The sequence below is a fragment of the Mangrovibacillus cuniculi genome (assembly GCF_015482585.1).
Lineage (GTDB): Bacteria > Bacillota > Bacilli > Bacillales > R1DC41 > Mangrovibacillus > Mangrovibacillus cuniculi.
In genome coordinates, this window is sequence record NZ_CP049742.1 from 892528 (window position 1) to 915900 (window position 23373).

At 38.8% G+C, this 23373-nt stretch carries 19 protein-coding genes and 1 pseudogene; 18 read left to right on the top strand and 2 right to left on the bottom strand.

Annotated elements, in window-relative coordinates:
- Positions 1 to 45 precede the first annotated feature (45 nt).
- The 8 genes from G8O30_RS04550 to pyrE are packed head-to-tail and all read left to right on the top strand — an operon-like array spanning position 46 to position 9521.
- A complete protein-coding gene (locus G8O30_RS04550) occupies positions 46 to 942 on the top strand; it encodes an aspartate carbamoyltransferase catalytic subunit (RefSeq protein WP_239673804.1) in 897 nt (298 codons plus the stop codon).
- A complete protein-coding gene (locus tag G8O30_RS04555) occupies positions 942 to 2228 on the top strand; it encodes a dihydroorotase (RefSeq protein ID WP_275576522.1) in 1287 nt (428 codons plus the stop codon). The genes G8O30_RS04550 and G8O30_RS04555 overlap by 1 nt, the downstream gene beginning before the upstream one ends.
- Positions 2222 to 3319 (top strand): glutamine-hydrolyzing carbamoyl-phosphate synthase small subunit, encoded by a 1098-nt coding sequence (carA, locus tag G8O30_RS04560; RefSeq protein WP_239673806.1) that lies wholly within the window; start codon positions 2222 to 2224, stop codon positions 3317 to 3319. Before G8O30_RS04555 ends, carA begins: the two co-directional genes overlap by 7 nt.
- Positions 3306 to 6500, top strand: a complete 3195-nt coding sequence (gene carB / locus G8O30_RS04565; protein WP_239673807.1) for a carbamoyl-phosphate synthase large subunit — start codon at positions 3306 to 3308, stop codon at positions 6498 to 6500. Before carA ends, carB begins: the two co-directional genes overlap by 14 nt.
- The gene (locus tag G8O30_RS04570; RefSeq protein WP_239673808.1) at positions 6500 to 7255 is read left to right on the top strand and encodes a dihydroorotate dehydrogenase electron transfer subunit; all 756 of its coding nucleotides are present in this window, start codon (positions 6500 to 6502) and stop codon (positions 7253 to 7255) included. Before carB ends, G8O30_RS04570 begins: the two co-directional genes overlap by 1 nt.
- Complete coding sequence (locus tag G8O30_RS04575) at positions 7252 to 8184, top strand: dihydroorotate dehydrogenase (RefSeq protein WP_239673809.1); 933 nt, start codon at positions 7252 to 7254, stop codon at positions 8182 to 8184. Before G8O30_RS04570 ends, G8O30_RS04575 begins: the two co-directional genes overlap by 4 nt.
- Positions 8156 to 8884 carry an orotidine-5'-phosphate decarboxylase gene (pyrF, locus tag G8O30_RS04580; RefSeq protein WP_239673810.1) on the top strand — a complete coding sequence of 243 codons (729 nt, stop codon included), beginning with the start codon at positions 8156 to 8158 and terminating at the stop codon, positions 8882 to 8884. Before G8O30_RS04575 ends, pyrF begins: the two co-directional genes overlap by 29 nt.
- Entirely contained in the window at positions 8868 to 9521 is a 654-nt protein-coding gene (gene pyrE / locus G8O30_RS04585) for an orotate phosphoribosyltransferase (protein WP_239673811.1), read from the top strand. Before pyrF ends, pyrE begins: the two co-directional genes overlap by 17 nt.
- Here the strand turns inward: pyrE and G8O30_RS04590 are convergent.
- Positions 9507 to 9941, bottom strand: a complete 435-nt coding sequence (locus tag G8O30_RS04590) for a hypothetical protein (RefSeq protein ID WP_239673812.1) — start codon at positions 9939 to 9941, stop codon at positions 9507 to 9509. The genes pyrE and G8O30_RS04590 overlap by 15 nt on opposite strands.
- A 55-nt stretch (positions 9942 to 9996) precedes the next feature.
- Positions 9997 to 11712: an Rqc2 family fibronectin-binding protein gene (locus G8O30_RS04595; RefSeq protein WP_239673813.1), complete on the bottom strand. Its 1716-nt coding sequence runs from the start codon at positions 11710 to 11712 to the stop codon at positions 9997 to 9999.
- Between the two features lie 131 nt (positions 11713 to 11843).
- Between G8O30_RS04595 and G8O30_RS04600 the strand changes: the two genes are divergently transcribed.
- The 10 genes and pseudogenes from G8O30_RS04600 to rsmB all read left to right on the top strand — a co-directional run bounded on the left by G8O30_RS04600 (position 11844) and on the right by rsmB (position 23373).
- Complete coding sequence (locus tag G8O30_RS04600; RefSeq protein ID WP_239673814.1) at positions 11844 to 14522, top strand: calcium-translocating P-type ATPase, SERCA-type; 2679 nt, start codon at positions 11844 to 11846, stop codon at positions 14520 to 14522.
- A 109-nt stretch (positions 14523 to 14631) separates the two neighbouring features.
- Complete coding sequence (locus tag G8O30_RS04605) at positions 14632 to 15504, top strand: YicC/YloC family endoribonuclease (RefSeq protein ID WP_239673815.1); 873 nt, start codon at positions 14632 to 14634, stop codon at positions 15502 to 15504.
- A gap of 63 nt (positions 15505 to 15567) precedes the next feature.
- The gene (remA, locus tag G8O30_RS04610; RefSeq protein ID WP_239673816.1) at positions 15568 to 15825 is read left to right on the top strand and encodes an extracellular matrix/biofilm regulator RemA; all 258 of its coding nucleotides are present in this window, start codon (positions 15568 to 15570) and stop codon (positions 15823 to 15825) included.
- A 9-nt stretch (positions 15826 to 15834) separates the two neighbouring features.
- Positions 15835 to 16449, top strand: coding sequence for a guanylate kinase (gene gmk, locus G8O30_RS04615; protein WP_239673817.1), 615 nt, complete (start codon positions 15835 to 15837; stop codon positions 16447 to 16449).
- A 1-nt stretch (position 16450) separates the two neighbouring features.
- Positions 16451 to 16666: a DNA-directed RNA polymerase subunit omega gene (gene rpoZ / locus G8O30_RS04620; RefSeq protein ID WP_239673818.1), complete on the top strand. Its 216-nt coding sequence runs from the start codon at positions 16451 to 16453 to the stop codon at positions 16664 to 16666.
- A 180-nt stretch (positions 16667 to 16846) separates the two neighbouring features.
- Entirely contained in the window at positions 16847 to 18070 is a 1224-nt protein-coding gene (gene coaBC, locus G8O30_RS04625; RefSeq protein ID WP_420844594.1) for a bifunctional phosphopantothenoylcysteine decarboxylase/phosphopantothenate--cysteine ligase CoaBC, read from the top strand.
- Positions 18067 to 20441: pseudogene (priA, locus tag G8O30_RS04630) on the top strand (primosomal protein N'). The gene coaBC and the pseudogene priA overlap by 4 nt, the downstream one beginning before the upstream one ends.
- 163 nt (positions 20442 to 20604) lie before the next feature.
- Positions 20605 to 21087: a peptide deformylase gene (gene def, locus G8O30_RS04635; RefSeq protein ID WP_239673820.1), complete on the top strand. Its 483-nt coding sequence runs from the start codon at positions 20605 to 20607 to the stop codon at positions 21085 to 21087.
- Positions 21087 to 22040: a methionyl-tRNA formyltransferase gene (gene fmt, locus G8O30_RS04640; protein ID WP_239673821.1), complete on the top strand. Its 954-nt coding sequence runs from the start codon at positions 21087 to 21089 to the stop codon at positions 22038 to 22040. Before def ends, fmt begins: the two co-directional genes overlap by 1 nt.
- Positions 22033 to 23373 (top strand): 16S rRNA (cytosine(967)-C(5))-methyltransferase RsmB, encoded by a 1341-nt coding sequence (rsmB, locus tag G8O30_RS04645; RefSeq protein ID WP_239673822.1) that lies wholly within the window; start codon positions 22033 to 22035, stop codon positions 23371 to 23373. The genes fmt and rsmB overlap by 8 nt, the downstream gene beginning before the upstream one ends.

Here is a 23373-nt window from a genome sequence, read left to right on the forward strand (position 1 = left end):
GAACGATGACAACGAGTATCCTTTAAATCGATAGGAGGAATCACCATGAAACACGCTCTGAAAATGTGTCAATGGGATGAACAAGACATTATGGAGTTAATAAAGTTAGCAAAACAAATGGAAGAAGGCAGCTATGAAAATCGAAGAAAGCAACCTTATGTGGTAGCTAACTTGTTTTATGAACCTAGTACACGGACAAAGAGTTCTTTTGAAATGGCTCAAGTGAAACTAGGATATAAAAGAATTCCGTTTGATGTGGCACACTCCTCTGTTCAAAAAGGAGAAAGTCTATATGACACAGTTAAGACTTTCGAAGCAATTGGTGTAGACGCACTAGTAATTAGGCATGAACAGGAGAATTATTACAAAGAATGGATTGATCAAGTTACAATACCAATCATTAATGGAGGGGATGGGTGTGGCCAGCACCCAACTCAAAGTTTGCTAGATTTATATACCATTTATGAGTCATTTGGAAGTTTCAAAGGGCTTAAGGTAGGAATAGCTGGAGATCTTAGACATTCTAGAGTAGCAAGATCTAATGTGGAAATTTTACATAGATTAGGAGCGACAATAATACTTGCTTCACCTGAAGAATGGAAGGATGAAAGCTTAATGCAATACGGAGAGTATTGCTCTATGGATGAATTATGTGAAGTAGTAGATGTTTTGATGTTGCTTCGAGTACAGAGAGAAAGACACGTAGAACAAATGCATTCAAATCAAGCAAATTATCTAGAAGTCTTTGGACTTACAGAAAGAAGAATGAGCTTTTTAAAAAGAGAGAGTATTATTATGCATCCTGCACCAATTAACAGAGGGGTTGAAATTGCAGATCAATTAGTAGAACATCCAAAATCTCGTATTTTCACACAAATGAAAAATGGCGTTTTTGTTCGAATGGCTCTACACGAAAAAATAAGACTTGGGGGATGGAAATAATGATACTAAAAAACGGACTGATATGGACAGAAAATCGTTGGGTGAAAAGTGACTTGAAAATAGATGAAGGAAAAATAGCAGTCATTTCTTCCTCCATAACACCAGAGGAAAGAGAAGAAGTAATGGATGCTAATGGAAACTTAGTGATCCCTGGATTGATAGATTTACATGTTCATTTACGGGAACCGGGTTTTACAGAAAAAGAAACCATTAAAACAGGTACGGAAGCTGCTGTTAGAGGTGGTTTTACAACTATCGCCTGTATGCCAAACACCAAGCCAGTTATTGATAATGTGGAAACACTTCATTATTTACAGGAACGAATTCGGGAAGAATCACGATGTCATGTGCTACCGTATGCAGCTTTAACAACTAGATTAGCAGGCAAAGAGTTAACAAACTTTGAAGAGTTAACCAAATTAGGGGCATTTGCATTCACAGATGACGGAGTTGGATTACAAACTGCAAGTACGATGTATGAAGCAATGAAAAAAGCTAAGTTAGTAGGAAAAGCAGTGGTAGCTCATTGTGAGGATATGAGCCTTGTAAAAGGTGGGGCTATGCATGAAGGAGAAAAGTCTAGAGAACTTGGAATTCCAGGAATATTATCCATCTCTGAGTCTGTTCAAATCGCAAGAGATGTTCTTTTAGCAGAGGCAACGGGTGTTCATTATCATGTTTGTCATGTTAGTACGAAGGAATCCGTACGAATTATCCGTGATGCAAAAAAAGCTGGCATCCACGTAACAGCAGAAGTAAGCCCTCATCATCTTTTACTAACCGAAGATGATATTAAAAAGAATGATGCAAATTGGAAAATGAATCCACCACTAAGATCTAAAGAAGACCGAGCAGCATTACGTGAAGGTTTGCTAGATGGTACCATCGACTTTATTGCAACTGATCACGCACCTCATACTCCTGAGGAAAAGCAAGAAGGATTCGAGAGATCACCGTTTGGTATTGTAGGATTAGAAACAGCCTTCTCGATTTTATATACAAAATTAGTAACGGATGAAGGATTCTGTACATTAGAGGAATTATTACACTGGTTAACCGTTGCACCAAGTAATGCCTTTTCGCTAGGAAAAGGAGTTATTAAAGAAGGTGAGATAGCGGACATTACGATCATTGATTTGCAGAAGGAAGAGAATATCGATGCATCTACATTTGCTTCAAAGGGGAGAAATACTCCTTTTCATGGCTGGAATGTGAAAGGTTTACCTATCGTAACTATTGTAAATGGCGAAGTGAAATGGAATAAAGGAGGAGTAGCGGTATGTTAAAAAAATTAGTTCTTGAAGATGGTACTTTCTTTGTAGGTAACTCGTTTGGGTCAGATAATGATGCAATTGGGGAATTGGTTTTTCACACAGGAATGACAGGCTATCAAGAAATGCTGACAGATCCATCTTATTGTGGTCAGCTCCTTTTATTGACGTACCCTTTAATAGGAAACTATGGTATTAACCGTTCCGATTTTGAAAGTATGAAACCATTTGCTCGCGCTTTACTTGTAAGAGAATGGGAACCGGAACCAAGTCACTATGAAAAAGAACAATCTCTTTCTAGCTTTCTAAAGGAGCATAATGTAGTGGGGTTAGCAGGTATAGATACACGCCAACTTACTCGTCACTTACGAGATAAAGGTGTAATGAAAGCGATGATTACTTCTATTGACCGATCTATATCAGAAGTAGTAGAAGAACTACTAAGCTTTAGACCAAATAAAAAAGTAGTAGAAGAAGTATCTACCTCACGAGCCTATCAAGCACCAGGCAAAGGGAAACGTGTGGTCGTGATGGATTTTGGCATGAAACATGGAATCCTAAGAGAGTTAGTAAAACGAGAATGTGACGTTGTAGTCGTACCCCATAACACAACCGCACAAGAAATCTACCGTTTAAACCCAGATGGAGTGCTTCTATCAAATGGACCTGGAGATCCTAAAGATTGTTTAGAAGCAGTAGGTACTGTAAAGGAATTACTAGGAAATGTTCCTATCTTCGGTATTTGTTTAGGACATCAGCTTCTATCCTTAGCATGTGGAGCAGACACATTTAAATTACCATTTGGGCATCGCGGTGCCAATCACCCTGTAAGAGAAATAAAAACAGGAAAAGTCACAATTACCTCACAAAATCATGGCTATGCTTGTGATAAAAATTCACTTTTAAATACAGATCTAGAAATAACACATGAAGCTGTGAACGATCAAACAGTAGAAGGAGTAGCCCACAGAAAATATCCTGCTTTTTCTGTACAATATCATCCCGAGGCATCACCAGGGCCACTAGACGCCAATGATTTATTTCAACAGTTTATTGATTTAATGGTACATACAGAAATGGAGGCAAAAAATTATGTCAAAGCGTAACGATCTTTCTACAATTCTTGTTATTGGATCTGGTCCAATTATTATAGGGCAAGCTGCAGAGTTTGATTATGCTGGTACTCAGGCTTGTATTGCTTTAAAAGAGCTGGGCTACAAAGTCATTTTAGTGAATTCCAATCCTGCGACCATTATGACGGACACAGAGATGGCAGATGTTGTATACATGGAACCATTAAATGTAGATACGTTAACAAGAATTATTCAAAAAGAAAGACCAGACGCTTTATTAGCTACATTAGGTGGTCAAACTGGTTTGAATTTAGCGATGGAACTCTCCAATAGTGGTGTTCTACGTATGTATGGTGTAGAGGTGTTAGGTACTTCTTTAGACGCAATTGAGAAAGCGGAAGATCGAGATGCTTTTCGCTCTCTAATGAGAGAATTAGGTCAACCGGTGCCAGAAAGCGAAATTGTGCATACGGTTGAAGCGGCATGCGCGTTCGCCAATCAAATTGGATTTCCTGTCATCGTTCGACCTGCTTATACATTAGGAGGCACTGGTGGTGGTATTTGCCAGACAGAAGAAGAGTTGATAGAAATTGTCACATCCGGACTACAGCTATCACCAGTAACGCAATGTTTAATCGAAAAAAGCATTGCTGGTTTTAAAGAAATAGAATTTGAAGTAATGAGAGACAAAAATGGAACGGGAATTGTGGTTTGTCACATGGAAAATTTTGATCCAGTTGGCGTTCATACAGGAGACTCTATCGTATTTGCTCCTTGTCAGACATTAAGAGATTACGAAGTACAAATGTTGCGAACGGCTTCGTTATCCATTATTCAAGCGTTGAAAATAGAGGGTGGTTGTAATGTCCAATTAGCTCTCGATCCACACAGTTCTAATTATTACATCATTGAAGTAAACCCAAGAGTAAGTAGATCTTCAGCACTCGCATCCAAAGCAACTGGTTATCCAATAGCAAAAATTGCTGCTCAAATTGCTGTCGGATTAACATTAGATCAAATCATCAATCCTGTGACAAACAAAACGTACGCTTCTTTTGAGCCAGCTTTAGACTACGTAGTTTGTAAGATTCCTAGATTCCCATTTGACAAATTCCAATCAGCAAAGAGACAGTTAGGAACACAAATGAAGGCAACGGGAGAAGTAATGGCAATAGGAAGATGTATGGAAGAATCCTTGTTAAAAGCAGTGCGATCATTAGAGTTAAAAGTAGTAGACTTACTAAATATTAATCTGTCTATAGAGTCTGATGAGCAAATAGAAAAAAGAATAAGAAAAGCAGGAGACGAAAGATTGTTTTACTTAGCGGAAGCGTTACGTAGAGGCAAGTCCGTGAGAGAACTCCATAAATGGAGCATGATTGATCCGTATTTCTTACAGACAATTGAAAGAATCGTTCAATTGGAAAATGTCCTAAGAATTAACCCATGGGATAAAGAATTATTAACAAAAGCAAAAAGAAAAGGATTCTCCGATGCAACCATAGCAAAAGTGTGGAATTCTACGGAAGAAGAAGTAAGAAGATACCGTCAAGAATTAGGAGTAGTACCTGTTTACAAAATGGTAGACACTTGTGCTGCTGAGTTTGACTCCGCTACGCCATATTTTTATAGCACATATGAGCAAGAAAACGAATCGATTGTTACCTCTAAACCAAAGGTCATTGTACTAGGATCAGGTCCAATTCGAATTGGGCAGGGTGTAGAATTTGATTACGCTACAGTTCATGCCATTTGGGCTATTCAAGAAGCGGGTTATGAAGCTATTGTGATCAACCAAAATCCAGAGACCGTTTCCACGGATTTCTCTATATCTGACAAATTGTACTTTGAACCCCTTACCGTCGAAGATGTGATGCATGTAGTAGATTTAGAAAAACCAATTGGGGTAATTGTCCAATTTGGAGGCCAAACTGCACTAAATTTAGCAGAAGGCTTGGCTGCACAAGGTGTTAACATACTGGGAACATCTTTAGATGATGTTGATAGAGCTGAAAGTAGAGATCGTTTTGAGGCGACGTTAAAAGAGTTAGCGATCCCACAACCAGAAGGAAAGACTTCTACGTCAGTTGACGAAGCAATACAAATTGCGAAGAGCATTGGTTACCCTGTGTTAGTTAGACCATCGTATGTACTAGGTGGAAGAGCGATGCAGATTGTTTATGAAGAAACAGAGTTAATTAATTATATGGAAAAGGCAATGGAAGTAGACAAAGAGAGACCGATATTAATTGATCGCTATATGACTGGTCAGGAATTTGAAGTGGATGTGATATGTGATGGTGAAACAGTGATAGTACCAGGAATCATGGAGCATATTGAACGAGCTGGGGTTCACTCTGGCGATTCTATCGCAGTTTATCCTCCACCGAGTTTAACAGAAATGGAAAAGGAAGAAGTAGTGAACATTTCCACGAAACTTGCAAAAGCCTTTTCTATTAGAGGTGTAATGAACATCCAGTTTGTAAGGAGTGAAGGAAACTGGTATGTAATTGAAGTTAACCCTAGATCATCTAGAACGGTTCCGTTCTTAAGTAAAATGACAGGAGTTCCAATTGCATCCGTCGCTACAAAAGCTGCATTGGGAGTTTCGTTAAGCGAATTAGGATACAAATCTGGATTAATTCCTGAAGCAGAAGAGATTTCGGTGAAAGTACCAGTATTCTCCTTTAGTAAGTTACGAAGAGTAGATATTACGCTAGGTCCGGAAATGAAATCAACTGGGGAAGTGTTAGGAAAAGATTCTACACTTGAAAAAGCACTATATAAAGGGTTGTTAGCTGCTGGTTCTAAGATGCATGAAGCTGGAGGTGTCCTTATTACTTTATCAAACAAAGACAAAGAAGAAGGAACTGCAATTGCAAAAGAATTTGCTAAGTTAGGATTTGAATTATATGCAACAGAAGGGACAGCAAAGTCTCTTACAGCTCAAGGTCTAAAGGTAAATACAGTAGGGAAAATTCAAGACGAACGAAAAAATGTATTAGATGTTATTCGTCAGGGTGACGTTCATTATGTTATCAATACGTTAACATCTGGAAATCAGCCAGCTAGTGATGGATTCCGAATTCGAAGAGAGTCAGTGGAACATGGTATTCCTGTCTTCACTTCACTAGATACAGCAGTTGCGGTTACCAGAGTGTTATCTTCTCGAAGTTTCTCCTTACAACCTGTAGCTAAAGGGGTTACAGTGTAATGAGAAAAGAGTGGATGAAGGTTGTACAAAAGCTATGGCGGACAGAAAACATAGTGGAGTTGACGTTAGAGGGAGAACTGGTGGAGGAGGTTGAACGTCCTGGACAATTCTTGCATGTTGCAACCGGGGAGAAGCACGTACTTCGAAGACCAATCAGTATCGCCTCTTATGACAAAAACAATTGTCAATTAACTATTATCTTTCGAGTGGAAGGAAAAGGTACAAAGTGGCTTTCCTTACTATCTAAAGGCGATTTAGTAGATGTAATGGGACCTCTTGGAAATGGATTTGACATCTCTCGGGTACCTCTTCATGCAGAAGTTTTAGTAATTGGAGGAGGGATTGGAGTCCCTCCTCTGTATGGAGTAGCATCAGAATTCAAAAAGCGTAATCTTGTAACCAAACATATTTTAGGATTTAGTTCAAAGCAAGATGCATTTCTACTAAATGAGTTTCAGAAGTTAGGAGAAACATTCCTTACAACGGTAGATGGCTCGTTAGGGCAAAAAGGGTTTGTAACAGATGTAACGTTACCAACTCCAGACTATGTATTCTCCTGTGGACCTTCTGTGATGTTGCGTGCTGTAAAAGAGAAATATTCCAATTCCGTAACTTATTTGTCATTAGAAGATCGAATGGGATGTGGGATAGGGATTTGTTACGCATGTGTCTGCTCGTCTAACCATGCAGCACATGATAAAAAAGTGTGTGTAGATGGTCCAGTTTTCTTAGCAAACGAGGTGGTTTTGACGTGATTAATTTAGCTGTGCAATTACCCGGGTTATCTTTAAAGAACCCTATTATGCCTGCATCTGGATGTTTTTCTTTTGGAAGAGAAATTGGCGAACTCTATGATTTATCAAAGCTTGGAGCAGTTATTACGAAAGCTACTACCCAACATCCTCGAATTGGTAATGCAACTCCTCGCGTTGCAGAGAGTTCTAGTGGGATGCTGAATGCAATTGGTTTACAAAATCCTGGGGTAGAACAAGTAGTGTCTGAAGAACTAAAGCGTCTTGCATCCTATGATGTTCCCGTTATCGTTAATGTTGCTGGTTCATCGTTGGAAGAATATGTAGAGGTAGCAAGCGTTGTGTCTAAGATCTCAAACGTCCATGCAATTGAATTAAACATCTCTTGTCCAAATGTAAAAGATGGGGGCATTATCTTTGGTACAGATGCTTTAGTTGCTGCGGAATTGACTAAAGCCGTCGTAGCTGCTTCTTCCGTGCCTGTCTATGTGAAACTATCTCCTAACGTTACGTCTATTGTGCCAATTGCTAAGGCGATAGAGGAAGCTGGAGCTAGTGGCTTAACGATGATTAATACACTTCTAGGCATGGAGTTAGATCGAAAGACGGGCAAACCCATTTTAGCAAATAGAACTGGGGGATTATCTGGACCAGCTATTAAACCGATTGCGATAAGATTAATAGATGAAGTTAGAAGGAATACTTCCATTCCAATTATCGCGATGGGAGGAGTGGAAACTGTCCAAGATGTCATTGACTATTTATCGATAGGGGCAAATGCAGTGGCTGTTGGAACTGCTCATTTTAAGAACCCGTGGATTTGTTCTGAATTAATTGATCAACTCCCAGAGGCATTGGCTTCTTTAGGATACTCGTCCGTTGAACAATGTATAGGAAGGAGTCATGACCATGAGTATTTACTTAGCCGTTGATAAGCCTTCTAAAGAGGAAGCGGAGAAGATTTTAGACATATTTGAAGGGGAAAGAATCCCAGTGAAGATTGGAATGGAGCTTTTTTTCCGAGAAGGTGCAACATTTATTGAGTCGTTAGTGGAGAAAGGGTATCCAGTCTTCTTAGATGTAAAGTGTCACGACATACCTGTAACGATCTATCGCACGATGAAAAATTTAGCGAAACTCGGTGTAGAAATGGTAAACGTTCACGCAGCAGGTGGATCTGACATGATGAGAGCTGCTTTAGAGGGGCTAGAAGCTGGTGCAGGAACTGGAAAAGCTAGACCAAAATTAATTGCTGTAACACAGTTAACAAGTACATCCGAATGCCAAATGAATGAGGAGCAAGGGATTGAGGGGCAGGTTCTAGATTCCGTTATTCGTTATGCTAATTTAGCACACATAGCAGGGTTAGATGGCGTGGTTTGTTCAGCCCTTGAGTGCGAGGCTATCCGTAAAGTGGTCTCTAAAGATTTCTTACTAGTCACGCCAGGTATTAGATTTAAAGATAGCGAGTCCCATGATCAAAAAAGAATTGTCACACCGTTTGAAGCAAAAAAAGTTGGTGCGTCTCACATTGTAGTTGGTAGACCTATTACGAAAGCAGCAAATCCTTTAGCAGCATACAAAAAAATTCAAAGAGACTGGGAGGCTGTGTTTGATGAATGCCAAAGTTGAGTTAGCTTCTATATATATAGAATGTGGTGCCATTGCAATAGATCCGATTAACCCATTTACGTGGAGTTCTGGCTTACGTTCTCCAATTTACTGTGATAACAGAAAGTTGTTAGGATATCCAAAAGAGAGAAATCAAATTATTCATGAACTGGTTAAAGCAATACAAAATTCTGGTGAGGAAATAGACGTTATTGCAGGATGTGCCACAGCAGGTATCCCTCATGCTGCTTGGGTTAGTGAGCAACTGCAATTACCTATGGCCTATGTTCGCGGAGAGAAAAAAGCGCATGGACGTGGTCAGCAGATTGAAGGGGCAGATGTTACAGGGAAGCGAGTACTAGTTTTAGAGGATTTAATTTCGACAGGTAAAAGTGTGGCAAAAGTGCTAGAGGCAATTACAGAAGCTGGTGGGAAACCGGTCGTTGTTTGGAGCTTAATGACGTATGAATTAGAGGCAGCTCAAGAGACGTTTGCGAAATGGGGAGTACCAGTGCATTCTCTATTAGCATTCTCCGATCTTTATCCCTTAGTGAAAGAAAGCTTAAGTGAAGAAGCGTTTATACATTTGCAAAGTTGGTCTAAGAATCCTGTGACTTGGGATGAGGTATATAGGGAGAACCAGTTAGCAAAGAGCTAAAACCGCTGTCGCATGAAAGGGAACCAAACGGCAAAGCGCCAAAGCCGCCATGAAGTGAGAGAGAACCAGGCGGCAAATCGCTGAAGCCGCCATGAAGCGAGAGGAAACCAGGCGGCAAATCGCCGAAGCCGCCATGAAGTGAGAGAGAACCAGGCGGCAAAGCGCCAAAGCCGCCATGAAGTGAGAGAGAACCAGGCGGCAAACGGCAGAAGCCGCCATGAAGAGAGAGGGAACCAGGCGGCAAACGGCAGAAGCCGCCATGAAGAGAGAGGTAACCAGGCGGCAAACGGCAGAAGCCGCCATGAAGAAAGAGGGAACCAGGCGGCAAACGGCAGAAGCCGCCATGAAGAGAGAGGGAACCAGGCGGCAAACGGCAGAAGCCGCCATAAAGAGAGAGGGAACCAGACGGCAAATCGACAAAGCCACCACCTAAAAAAGAGACACGCCCTAAAGCGTGTCTCTTTCCACTCTACTACTACATTTTCTTACCGACGTATAATTCTCTTATTAAGTCAGCATTTGGCGTCACATATAGCGTTTGTTGGTTGTCATAAATCACAAACCCCGGCTTTGCTCCACTTGGTTTCTTCACGTGTCTCACAGCAGTAAAATCAACAGGAACGGAACTTGACTCTTTCGCTTTTGAATAAAACGCAGCAATGTTTGCAGCTTCCATTAAGGTAGTGTCATCAGGTTCAGTAGATTGGATAACCACGTGCGATCCAGGAATATCTTTTGTATGTAACCAGATGTCATCTCTTTTCGCAACTCGATTGGTTAAAAAGTCATTTTGTTTATTGTTTTTACCTGCCAAAATCGTTACTCCAGTAGTAGATTTATATTCTTCTAAAACAGGCTTCGTCGGTTTTTGCTTCTTTTGTTTTCCTTGCCTTGCTCGAATATAGCCGCCTTCCATCAACTCTTCTCGAATTTCTTCAATGTCTCTTGGCGAAGCGGATTCAAGTTGTTGAATTAATTGTTCAAAGTAGTCTACTTCATGCTTTGTTTTTTCAATCTGTTCAAGTACCACAATAATGGCGTTTTTTGCTTTTTGGTACTTAGAAAACAGTCGTTGTGCATTTTCTGAAGGTGTTAATCTAGGATCTAACGATATTTCCACAGTATTTCCGTCAGGATCGTAATAATCTACTACTTCGACTTTATCCATCCCTCTTTGCACCATATATAAATTAGCCGTTAACAGCTCTCCTAATTTTTGATACTTATCAGCTGCTTGTGCGTCATCAAGCGTTTTTTCTAACTTTACAAGCTTATTTTTATTCTTCTCCCATTCGTTTCGAATTAACCTTTCTACATCCAGTGCATGTTGTTTCACACGTTCTCTTTCTGCTTTTCCAAAATAGAAGCGGTCGAGTAGATTGCTAAGAGATGGGAAAGTCAACTCACTTCCGTTTTTATGAGTAAGAGAAAGAATACTGAAAAACTCTTTTCCTTCTGCTTCTATTAAAGTAGGAATAGGTGTTTCCTTTATTTGTTCCATTACTTTTGTAAAAGTAGGAGGGAGCGTACTTTTCGTAGGGAGGCCGGTGCGCTTAATCACTTCTTTTGCAACTAATGGTGATAAACCTGAAAAATTCTTTACAAGTTGCTGATCTATTTTTCCGCTGTTCCAATCAATAGAACGTAAGATATCATTTTCTTCTACATAAAATGGATCCAGTTTATTTTGTTCTGGAGGTAGTACATATTCAAATCCAGGCATTACCGCACGGTGACTATTCACTGCATACGACAAGTGTTTAATGCTATCAATGATGGTATTTTTAGCTGGATCTACCAAAACGATGTTGGAGTGTCTTCCCATAATCTCAATCCAAACCTGCTTTGGTGCAGGGTCACCAATTTCATTTCGTCCTTTGATATCCATTATCATTATTCGATCACGCTTGTATTGGCGGATTCCTTCAATTACATATCCTTCTAAATGTTTTCGCATTAACATACAAAACATTGGTGGCTCGCTAGGATTTTCGTATGTTTCTTCCGTCAACTGAACTCTTGCATACATGGAGTGAGCAGACAGCAATAGTTTATGTGTTTTTCCTTTACCTCTTATATGTAAAATCATTTCATTCGAGTAAGGTTGGTGAATCTTATGTATCCTTGCTCCTGCAATCGATTCATTCAATTCATTCGTCATACTATAAGTAAATAGCCCATCAAATGCCATAGTTTATCAACTCTCTTTATTAGGATCAATCGTATCTCAATTCATAAATTATAACATAGTTTAGGACAACCATGAATAAGATGGATTGAAGGACAAGGGTATAGAGACTAGAGAGGGAGTGTGCATGACCAATGAAATTCCATGAGATGCGGGAGAAAGATGTAGCAGATGCGCTACAAACAAATGTTGAAGAGGGTCTATCTTCTTCTTTTGTGAAAGAGCGCAGAAAGCAAGTAGGGTATAACGAATTAGCTGAAGGAAAGAAACCCTCTGCTATTCTTTTATTTTTAGGACAATTTAAAGACTTTATGGTACTTGTACTATTAGCAGCTACATTAGTTTCTGGTTTACTGGGAGAATATATTGATGCAATTGCGATTATGGCCATTGTTATCGTGAACGCAATTATGGGGTTTGTTCAAGAACAACGTGCGGAGAAGTCATTGGATGCCCTAAAACAATTGTCAGCGCCACAAGTGACTGCATTGAGGGACGGAACTTGGACAAGGATTCCTTCCAAAGAATTAGTGCCGGGTGACATAGTGAAGTTCCAATCGGGGGACCGTATAGGTGCAGATCTACGATTACTAGAATCAAATAACTTAGAGATTGAAGAGTCTGCATTAACGGGGGAATCTCTTCCCGTTTCCAAGATGACAGAAGTGCTTCAGCACGCAAGTCCAACTTTAGGTGACTTAGAAAACATGGCATTTATGGGTACGATGGTTACGCGAGGAAATGGAATTGGAATTGTAACAGGTACGGGAATGAACACAGCTATGGGTCAAATTGCACATTTGCTTCAGGAAGTACAAATACTTCAAACTCCATTGCAACATCGTCTAGAACAATTAGGAAAAATTCTTATTACAGCAGCACTAGGATTAACTATTTTGGTAGTGTTATTAGGTATTTTACAAGGACAAGAGTTATTTACGATGTTTGTTGCTGGTGTATCTTTGGCAGTAGCTGCAATTCCAGAAGGACTACCTGCAATCGTAACAGTAGGACTATCACTAGGTGTTCAACGAATGATTCGTAAAAATGCTATTGTGCGTAAACTTCCAGCAGTTGAAACGCTTGGCTGTGCTTCTGTTATTTGTTCCGATAAAACCGGAACGTTAACACAAAACAAAATGACAGTAACAAAAGTTTGGTCAGGTGGAAAGACTTGGGGTGTTACAGGAACAGGTTACGATCCTGTTGGTCAATTTGAAGACGGTGATGTGATTGTGTCCCCTTCATCAAATAAAGCTCTTCAACAATTAATGACATTTGGGATGCTTTGTAATCATGCTGCTTTAGTAGAAAGAGAAGACCATTTAGTCTTAGATGGTGACCCTACAGAAGGTGCTTTACTAGTAGCTGGAATGAAAGCTGGTTTATCGAAGGAATCTTTATTAAAACAATTTATTATTGAAAGAGAATTTCCGTTCGATTCTACTAGAAAAATGATGAGTATGGTTGTTCGAGATGCGAATGGTCAACGTTTTGTTGTAACAAAAGGTGCACCAGATGTGTTAATTAATAAGTCAGAGTCTATTTTATGGGACAATAAAAAAGCTAGATTAAGTGCAGAGAAAAAAGTAGATGTTCAAAATGCTATTGTGGAATTAGCTTCCCAAGCATTAAGAACAATTGCGATAGCATTTAAACCACTTGGACCTTCCACATTAATTGTTACAGAAGAAGAAGCGGAGAAGGAATTAGTGTTTATAGGTCTGCAAGGTATGATTGATCCACCTAGACCAGAAGTAAAACAGGCAGTAAAAGAATGTAGCCAAGCTGGAATTAAGACTGTCATGATTACAGGAGACCATGTTATCACAGCTAAAGCTATCGCAAAACAACTAGGAATCTTAAAAGAGAAAGACCTAGTTCTTGATGGAGAAGCGTTAAACGACATGTCCGTAGAAGAGTTAAAAGATATCGTGGAAGATGTGTCGGTTTTTGCTCGTGTATCTCCAGAACATAAATTAAAGATTGTAAAAGCCTTACAGCAAAACGGTCACATTGTTGCAATGACGGGTGATGGGGTAAATGATGCACCGGCCATTAAAACAGCAGATATTGGGATTGCTATGGGGATAACAGGAACAGATGTTACAAAAGAGGCATCTTCGTTAATCTTATTAGATGACAACTTTGCTACCATTAAGTCAGCTATAAAAGAAGGAAGAAACATCTATGAAAACATTCGGAAATTCATTCGTTACTTATTAGCATCTAATGTAGGGGAGATATTGGTAATGCTATTTGCCATGTTACTTGGATTACCACTACCTCTAGTAGCAATTCAAATATTGTGGGTCAATTTAGTAACAGATGGATTACCAGCTATGGCACTTGGTATGGACCAACCTGAAGGGGATGTGATGAAGCGAAAGCCACGACATCCAAAAGAAGGAGTATTTTCTAGAGGATTAGGTTGGAAAGTCATTTCTCGTGGATTCCTAATCGGTATAGCAACACTTGCAGCCTTTATGGTGGTATACAATAGAAATCCAGAAGACTTAGCGTATGCTCAAACTATTGCTTTTGCTACATTAGTTTTAGCTCAGTTAATTCATGTATTTGACTGCAGAAGTGAACATTCCATTTTTTCTAGAAATCCTTTTGAAAATAAATATTTAGTTTGGGCAGTAATTTCCTCCATAGCATTAATGTTAGTAGTAATTTATGTACCAGCACTTCAACCGATATTCCATACGTTGCCGATTATTGCAACAGATTGGTTGTTAATCATCGGAATGAGCGCTTTACCTACGTTTTTACTTGCAGGTTCATTTTTTGCAAGTAAAAAGAAATAGGCTATGGTATAATAAAAAGGTAATAGGCCGACGTCTATTACCTTTTTTCTTTTGCCTACTATGAACTACGGAAGTACTATTTTTTTATTTAGAGAAGGAGTGGAAGATCATGAAGAGTATGACTGGATTTGGTCGTTCTCACTATTTTGGTGATCATCACTCTGTCACAGTGGAAGTTAGAGCAGTTAATCACCGTTTTTTAGAGTGGACGTTTCGTATTCCTCAAGAGCTAAATCGATACGAAGATAACTTAAAGAAAATAGGCAAAGAATTACTGCATAGAGGAAAACTTGATGTAACAATTACCATAAACAAAGAAGTTGGTAAAGGTAACAGAATAGTCGTTGATCAAGATGCAATGGATCAATTATACTTATTGCTTCAGCAAATGAAGTCCACCTACAAAATAGAAGATTCGATTACATATAATGACTTATTACGAGTAAACGAAACCTACTACATCCAAGAAGGATTAGAAAGTAATAAAAGTTTAGAACCTATCCTTACTCAAGTCTTTAAGGAAGCAATAGACGCTTTAGTACAAATGAGAATAAGTGAAGGTGCGAATCTAAAAAGAGAACTTAAGCAATATGTGTTTGAAATGATAGAGATGATGAATCAAGTAGAAACTCTAGCCCCAACAATTGTCTCTCGGTATGAGGAAAGATTAAAGAATAAACTAGAGCAACTAGCGTTACCAGAAGAACTAGAACCACGCTGGATACAAGAAGTAGCGGTTTTAGCTGATAAGGTAGATATTGCAGAAGAAATAGGGAGATTAAAATCTCATTTCACTGGATTCTTGGCAGTATTAGAAGAAGAGGGAAGTGTTGGAAGAACAATAGAATTTTATCTCCAAGAAATACATCGAGAAATAAATACGATTGGATCGAAAGCAAACCATGCACAAATTGCACAAGTTGTGGTATCTTTAAAATCGATTTTAGAAAAAATGCGTGAACAAGCGCAGAATATCGAGTAATCTTGTGTAATGGTAAAAACAGCTGGCAATACTAGATTAATGGGAACGAGAGGAAGGCAAGATATGAAACTTATTAATATCGGTTTTGGAAATATCGTTGCGGCTTATCGCATCATTTCTATAGTTAGTCCTGAATCAGCACCCATCAAGCGTTTGATACAAGATGCAAGAGATGCTGGGAAGCTTATAGATGCTACATATGGAAGACGAACACGTGCAGTTATTACGATGGATAGTGATCATGTTATTTTATCAGCAGTACAACCTGAGACGGTAGCAGCAAGATTACAAGATAAAGCGGAACTGACAGAAGAAGGGTAGGAAGTACTAATGAAGAGAAAAGGGTTACTGATTGTTCTATCAGGACCTTCTGGTGTAGGGAAGGGAACCGTTCGAAAGGAAATCTTTAGCCAAAAGAATACGGCTTTTGAATATTCTATTTCCATGACGACTAGAAGCCCAAGAGAAGGCGAAGTGGACGGAGTCGATTATTTCTTTAAATCAAAAGAAGATTTTGAAGAGCTAATTAAACAAGACCAATTCATTGAATATGCTGAATACGTTGGGAATTACTACGGTACACCTCTTCAATACGTAAAAGATACGTTAGAAGAAGGTAAAGATGTTTTCTTAGAGATTGAAGTGCAAGGTGCTAGACAAGTAAGAGATAAGTTTCCTGAAGGATTATTTATTTTCTTAGCTCCACCGAACTTAACGGAACTACAAAGTAGAATTGTTGGGCGTGGAACGGAAACGGACGATTCAGTACGTAATCGTATGAATGAAGCAAGAAAAGAACTTGCAATGATGAATCTGTATGATTATGTAGTTGTAAACGATCAAATTGATTTGGCAGTAGACAAGATTAACGCTATTGTAAAAGCAGAACATTGTCGTAGAACTAGAGTAGAAAAACAATACATCGCTATGTTGGAGGAAAAATAATATGTTATATCCATCAATTGATTCCCTATTAAATAAAATTGATTCAAAGTACTCACTTGTAAGTGTAGCAGCGAAACGTGCGCGTTCCCTTCAAGTAAAAGGAAACGAAACGACAGACGGTTTTGTATCACACAAATTTGTTGGAAGAGCATTAGAAGAAATTGAATCAGGTTACTTAACAGTCGACAGTAAGAGAGAAGAGTCAGACGAAGAATAACATTAATAGAGCTGTCCGGATCAAATTCCGGGGAGCTCTTTTTGGCTATATATAATACTTACGCGCTAACTCTAGCATTACATAGAAATGTATGTCCTATTCGACAAGTCGTTAGAGTTGGAAAAACAGAAAGATTGCAGTACGCTACTAGTACAGAAAAAATTGGGGAAGAAGGGGATTGTGATGAACGGCAAAAAGATTTTGTTAGGGGTAACTGGTGGAATTGCTGCTTATAAAGCAATCGCTTTAACAAGTAAATTAACACAAGCAGGTGCGCAGGTCCGTGTTATTTTAACGGAAGGAGCTCAATCTTTTGTAACGCCATTGTCTTTCCAAGCAATTTCGAGACAACCGGTTTACACGGATACATTTGATGAAAAAGACCCTAGTAAAATTGCTCATATTGATTTGGCGGACTGGGCTGATTTAGTGATTGTAGCACCTGCAACGGCAAATGCAATCGCCAAATTAGCACATGGCCTAGCAGACGATATGCTTTCCACTACCCTGCTTGCTACCACTGCACCTGTTTGGATAGCACCTGCTATGAATGTTCATATGTATCAACATCCTGCTGTTTTAAGAAATATTCAGCAGTTAGCTCAAGATGGCATTCAATTCATTGAACCAAGTGAAGGTTATTTAGCGTGCGGTTATGTCGGAAAAGGTAGATTAGAAGAACCAGAAAAAATTACAGATATCGTGAGAGCGTATTTCGAACAAGATGATATTCCTTCATCATTAAAAGGGATGAAAATCATTGTTACTTCTGGAGCGACAAAAGAAATGATTGACCCAGTTAGATATATTACCAATCCTTCTACAGGTAAAATGGGCGAAGCAATTGCCGAGGAAGCTGCAACTAGGGGAGCAAACGTTACACTTATATCTGCCATAAAACCACAGACTATGTCTTCAAATATAGAGTGGGTTAATGTTACGTCAGCACAAGACATGTTTGAGGAAGTAATGGCTAGATACTCTGAGTCCGATATTGTGGTGAAGTCTGCGGCGGTTTCAGATTACCGTCCTGCTATCACACACCAACATAAAGTGAAAAAGCAAGATGGAAACTTAACGATTGAATTTGAGAGAACAAAAGATATTCTTCTAACATTAGGTGAGCAAAAAACAAGTCAGTACCTTGTTGGGTTTGCTGCAGAAACACAAGATGTGTTGCGTTATGCAAAAGAAAAACTTGTTAGAAAAAATGCAGATATGATTGTAGCCAATGACATTACAGCTGCTGGAGCGGGTTTTGCGAAGGATACGAATATTGTTACCATAGTGAAAAAAAATGGAGAAGTATTATCGCTCCCTCTCCAATCTAAGAAAGAAGTTGCTCAAAAATTATGGGCAGAAGTGGAAAAAGATGTAACCCACAGGAGAGATCTAATGTTATGAAAATTGCAGGCGTAGTTGTGGATGTACCAAATCGCCAAACTGATAAATTGTTTCATTACAAGATTCCAGACCATTGGCTTGGACAGATTGAGGTAGGGATGCGGGTAATTGTCCCTTTTGGTCCTCGAAATATCCAAGGTTTTGTTATGGAAATCGTAGAACAAGCGGATGTTACGAAATTAAGAGATATTATTAAGCCGATGGATGCTACCCCAGTACTAACAGAAGAATTATTAGAACTTGCTAGCTGGTTAAAAGATGATACCTTTTGCTTTACCATTTCAGCACTCCAAGTTATGCTTCCTGCTGCATTGAAAACGAAGGTGGAAAAGAAGTTTATTCCCATTCAGCAATCAGAGAAGGTAGATTATCTTTTTCAAGGACGTGCGATGATTACATGGAAACAAGCTGAAGAAGAAAATATCCTCGCGGAGTTAACTACTCTTGTTAAGCAAGATCAAGTAGACGTGGAATATGAGGTTAAAGGAAAAGCAAGAAAGAAAACAGAGAAATGGGCCGTTTGGACAAGTAGTTCTCTTATAAATGCTTTTGACGAAGTGAACAAGAATGCCAACAAACAACAAGAGATTTTGACTCTATTAAAGGCTATACCGGAGATGGAAGTACCTGTAAAAGAACTAAAGGAGAATACGAGTCTTTCTGTTTTACAATCAATGGAGGAAAAGAGATGGATTACATTAGAAGAACGAGAAGTGTATCGAGACCCGTATGCAGATCGAAGCTTTCAACCATCTAATCCACTTCCATTAACAGTAGAACAACAAAGAGTTATTTCACCAATCCTCACCTCCATAGAAGATCACACCTTCACTCCATTCTTGTTATTCGGAGTAACAGGAAGTGGTAAAACAGAAGTCTACCTACAATCTATCGCAGAGACATTAAAAAAGGTAAAGAAGCGATTGTTTTAGTTCCAGAGATTTCTTTAACTCCACAAATAGTACAGCGATTCAAACAACGTTTTGGTGACAGAGTAGCTGTTTTACACAGTGGTTTGTCAATTGGAGAAAAATATGATGAATGGCGAAAAGTAGCTAGAAAAGAAGTGAGTGTCGTAGTAGGTGCTCGATCAGCTATTTTTGCACCGTTTACGAACTTAGGATTAATCATCATCGATGAAGAACATGAGTCGAGTTACAAACAAGATGATCAACCCCGTTATCATGCAAGAGACGTAGCGATGAGAAGAGCAGAACAATACAAGTGCCCAGTTGTATTAGGATCAGCTACTCCATCTCTAGAATCGTTTGCAAGAGCTAAAAAAGGTGTCTATCACTTATTAACAATGAATGAACGAGTGAATGCAAGACCTCTACCTACTGTATCAATAGTTGATATGAGAGACGAATTGAAAAACGGTAACAGGTCTATGTTTTCAACGGAACTATTTGAAAAGATGAAAGATAGGTTAGAAAGGAAAGAACAGATCGTTTTGTTTCTAAATAGAAGAGGTCACTCCTCTTTTATAATGTGTCGGGATTGTGGATATGTAGCACAATGCACTGCTTGCGACGTTTCTTTGACTTATCACAGATCTAAAAACGTTTTAAAATGTCATTATTGTGGCGAAGAGGAAGCTATTCCATCGATTTGTCCTAGTTGTCAAAGTGAACACATTCGTTATTTTGGTACTGGTACACAAAAAGTGGAAGAAGAAATCGGGAAATTAATACCGGAAGCTCGTGTCATTCGAATGGATGTAGATACGACATCAAAAAAAGGCTCTCACGAAAGACTGTTGAAACAATTTGAAAGAAAAGAAGCAGACATTTTATTAGGAACGCAGATGATTGCTAAGGGGCTTGATTTTCCATCTATTACGTTAGTTGGCGTATTGTCAGCAGATACAACGTTGCACATTCCAGATTTTCGAGCTGCCGAAAAGACATTCCAGCTATTAACGCAAGTAAGTGGACGTGCTGGTAGACATGAGTTGCCAGGAGAGGTAGTAGTGCAAACCTATACTCCTGAACACTACAGTATTGATCTAGCTAAGACGCAAGAATTTGAAACTTTCTATCTACATGAGATGCAAACTAGAAAAATGGGGGGATATCCACCGTATTATTTTTTAGTGGCAATAACCATGACTCACGAAGATTTACTAAAAGTGGTTGCCTTAGCGGAAGATGTTACTATGTATGTAAGAACGGAACTCTCCAAGGATTCCATCATTCTTGGACCGGTGGCTTGTTCCATTCCTAGAATCAAGAATAGATATCGGTACCAATGTTTGATAAAATACAAACGGGAAGCGAATTTAAACGAAACATTAAAAACAATTCTGCGTAGAATGCAGCCGAAAGAAAAAGAAGGGTTTACAGTTTCCATTGACCGTCAACCATTATAATGACGGTTATTTTTATTGTTACGTGACCTGAAACAACTCATTGGCTTGAGCTTAGATGAGTCTCCTTGTGCTGTATAGAAAGATTAGTCTTACACAACAAAAAACTAAACTATTCCTAACCATGATAGATAACATGAAAAGGCATTTTGAAAGGATGACCAGAATGACAGTATTACCCATTGTTACGCACCCAGCAGAAGTATTAGAGCAACCTTGCGAAAAGGTGTTAACGTTTGATAAATCGTTACGCAAATTGTTAGATGATATGTATGACACGATGATTGAAGCAGATGGTGTCGGACTAGCTGCACCTCAAATCGGAAAAGCAATACAAGTTGCTATTGTTGACATTGACGATGAACATGGAACAGTTGAAATGATAAATCCAGTAATTATGGAATTAAGCCAAGAAGAAGAGATGGAAGTAGAAGGATGCTTAAGCTTTCCGGGTGTTTACGGTGAAGTACAACGACCTATTCTATGTACTATTCAGGCCCAAGATCGAAAAGGTAGACACTATCAGTTAACGACAAGTGGTTTTATGGCACGTGCCATTATGCATGAAATAGACCACTTAAATGGTGTATTGTTTACATCGAAAATTTCACGATACGTAGATGAGGAAGAGTTAGGAGAGATGGAATAATGACAAGAATTGTATTCATGGGAACCCCTGATTTTTCTGTTCCTGTTCTAAACGGTCTAGTAGAGAACGGGTATGACGTAGTAGGCGTAGTGACACAGCCAGATCGACCAGTTGGTAGAAAAAGAGAATTAACACCGCCACCAGTGAAAGTTGCAGCGGAGAAACACGGAATTCCGGTTTATCAACCTGAGAAAATAAGATTAAAAGAGCAATTACAGCCAGTACTGGATATGAAGCCTGATTTAGTCGTAACAGCAGCTTTCGGGCAGATTTTACCAAAGGAATTATTGGATACTCCTTCTTTAGGTTGCATAAACGTTCACGCAAGTCTTTTACCGGAACTACGAGGTGGTGCTCCCATCCATTATTCCATTATCCAAGGAAAAGATAAAACAGGAATTACCATTATGTACATGGTGGAAAAATTGGATGCAGGTGATATCATTACGCAAGTGGAAGTCCCTATAGAAGAAAGAGATCATGTTGGTAGCTTGCATGATAAATTAAGTGTAGCTGGAGCACAGTTATTATTAGAAACACTTCCTACAATTATAAATGGAACATCTACTAGAACGGTTCAAGAAGAAGAGCATGTGACATTTGCATATAATATAAAAAGAGAACAAGAAAAGATAGATTGGAATAAAACAGGTGAAGAAATCTATAACCACGTTAGAGGATTAAATCCTTGGCCTGTAGCATTTACCACGTTGCAAGGTAAAGTAATTAAAGTATGGTGGACAGAAAAAACAAAACTAGAAACTAATAGCACTCCTGGAACAATTGTAGCTGTAGAGAAAGATGGTTTTGTAGTGGCAACCGGAAATCATATTGCCATTAAAGTGACAGAGTTACAACCTTCTGGTAAGAAGAAAATGTCTGGTGAAGACTTTTTACGTGGAAGTAATAAAGAAGATTTAGTAGGAACCACATTAGGAGGAACGAATGAGTAAAAAAAATAAAAGACGTTCCGTTCGAGATGCAGCATTAGATGTTATCATCGCTGTTGAATCACAAGCTTCATATAGTAACTTATTACTACATCATGCGATTGAAACAAATCAAGTTTCGAAAAAAGATACGGGACTTTTAACAGAGCTAACATATGGAACGCTTCAAAGACGTGATGCATTAGACTATTTCCTTGCACCTTTCTTAAAAGGAAAGAAAATAGATGCATGGGTAAGAAATCTATTACGACTTTCCGTGTATCAGATGGTCTATTTAGACAAAATTCCAGAAAGAGCTATTTTTCATGAAGCGGTTGAAATAGCAAAAGCAAGAGGCCATAAAGGAATTGCAGGTATGGTAAACGGTGTTCTCCGTTCCATGCAACGTGAAGGTGTTAAAAGTCTAGAAGATATTAATGACCAAGAAGAACGCCTTGCAGTATCTACTAGTCATCCAGTTTGGCTAGTTAAGCGTTGGGTAGAGCAATACGGATTTGACAAGACAAAAGAAATGGTAGAAGTTAACATTAAAGCACCATATCAAACAATTCGAATCAATAGTATAGTAAGCACAAGAGAAGAAGTAATAGAAAAACTAACAGAAGAAGGCTTTATGGTAGAAGCAAGTCCTTATGTACCTGAAGCAATTAGAGTTCTAAAAGGAAATGCTGCAAATTCTCCATTGTTTACAGAAGGTTTTTACACCATTCAAGATGAAAGTTCGATGATTGTTGCGCATGTTGCAGACATCGAGAATGGAAGTAAAGTACTTGATATGTGTGCGGCACCTGGTGGAAAAACAACTCATATGGCTGAGAAAAACAAAGATGGACAAGTTATATCTTTAGACTTACACAAGCATAAGAAAAAGTTAATAGACGAGAATGCAGAAAGACTAAAACTGAAGAATATTAAATCTTATGTAATGGATGGTCGAAAAGCTTTAGAGACGTTTGAAAAAGAAAGCTATGACCGTGTACTAGTAGATGCTCCGTGTTCTGGTTTTGGTGTAATGAGGAGAAAGCCAGATATCAAATATAGTAAAGTAGAAGAAGATATTCATCGTCTGTCTTCTATTCAAAGTGAGTTACTATCGGTTGCTAGTAAATTAGTAAAACCAAATGGTCTCCTACTATTTAGTACATGTACAGTAGATAAAGAAGAGAATAATGAAAATATAGTAAGATTTTTAAAAGAACATCCAGAATTCGATTTAGAAACCCCTCAAGTACCATCTGCTATACAACCATTTGTGGAGGATAACATGTTACAATTATTCCCACAAGATATAGACAGTGACGGATTCTTTATCGCAGCTTTGAGAAAGAAGGGATAA

Coding starts and splice junctions, on each gene's coding strand:
- G8O30_RS04570 (WP_239673808.1), top strand. CDS start 6,500: ATGAGAAAAGAGTGGATGAAGGTTGTACAAAAGCTATGGCGGACAGAA.
- G8O30_RS04605 (WP_239673815.1), top strand. CDS start 14,632: ATGAAGAGTATGACTGGATTTGGTCGTTCTCACTATTTTGGTGATCAT.
- gmk (WP_239673817.1), top strand. CDS start 15,835: ATGAAGAGAAAAGGGTTACTGATTGTTCTATCAGGACCTTCTGGTGTA.
- pyrE (WP_239673811.1), top strand. CDS start 8,868: ATGAATGCCAAAGTTGAGTTAGCTTCTATATATATAGAATGTGGTGCC.
- rsmB (WP_239673822.1), top strand. CDS start 22,033: ATGAGTAAAAAAAATAAAAGACGTTCCGTTCGAGATGCAGCATTAGAT.
- pyrF (WP_239673810.1), top strand. CDS start 8,156: ATGACCATGAGTATTTACTTAGCCGTTGATAAGCCTTCTAAAGAGGAA.
- carA (WP_239673806.1), top strand. CDS start 2,222: ATGTTAAAAAAATTAGTTCTTGAAGATGGTACTTTCTTTGTAGGTAAC.
- G8O30_RS04550 (WP_239673804.1), top strand. CDS start 46: ATGAAACACGCTCTGAAAATGTGTCAATGGGATGAACAAGACATTATG.
- def (WP_239673820.1), top strand. CDS start 20,605: ATGACAGTATTACCCATTGTTACGCACCCAGCAGAAGTATTAGAGCAA.
- G8O30_RS04555 (WP_275576522.1), top strand. CDS start 942: ATGATACTAAAAAACGGACTGATATGGACAGAAAATCGTTGGGTGAAA.
- G8O30_RS04600 (WP_239673814.1), top strand. CDS start 11,844: ATGAAATTCCATGAGATGCGGGAGAAAGATGTAGCAGATGCGCTACAA.
- carB (WP_239673807.1), top strand. CDS start 3,306: ATGTCAAAGCGTAACGATCTTTCTACAATTCTTGTTATTGGATCTGGT.
- rpoZ (WP_239673818.1), top strand. CDS start 16,451: ATGTTATATCCATCAATTGATTCCCTATTAAATAAAATTGATTCAAAG.
- fmt (WP_239673821.1), top strand. CDS start 21,087: ATGACAAGAATTGTATTCATGGGAACCCCTGATTTTTCTGTTCCTGTT.
- G8O30_RS04595 (WP_239673813.1), bottom strand. CDS start 11,712: ATGGCATTTGATGGGCTATTTACTTATAGTATGACGAATGAATTGAAT.
- remA (WP_239673816.1), top strand. CDS start 15,568: ATGAAACTTATTAATATCGGTTTTGGAAATATCGTTGCGGCTTATCGC.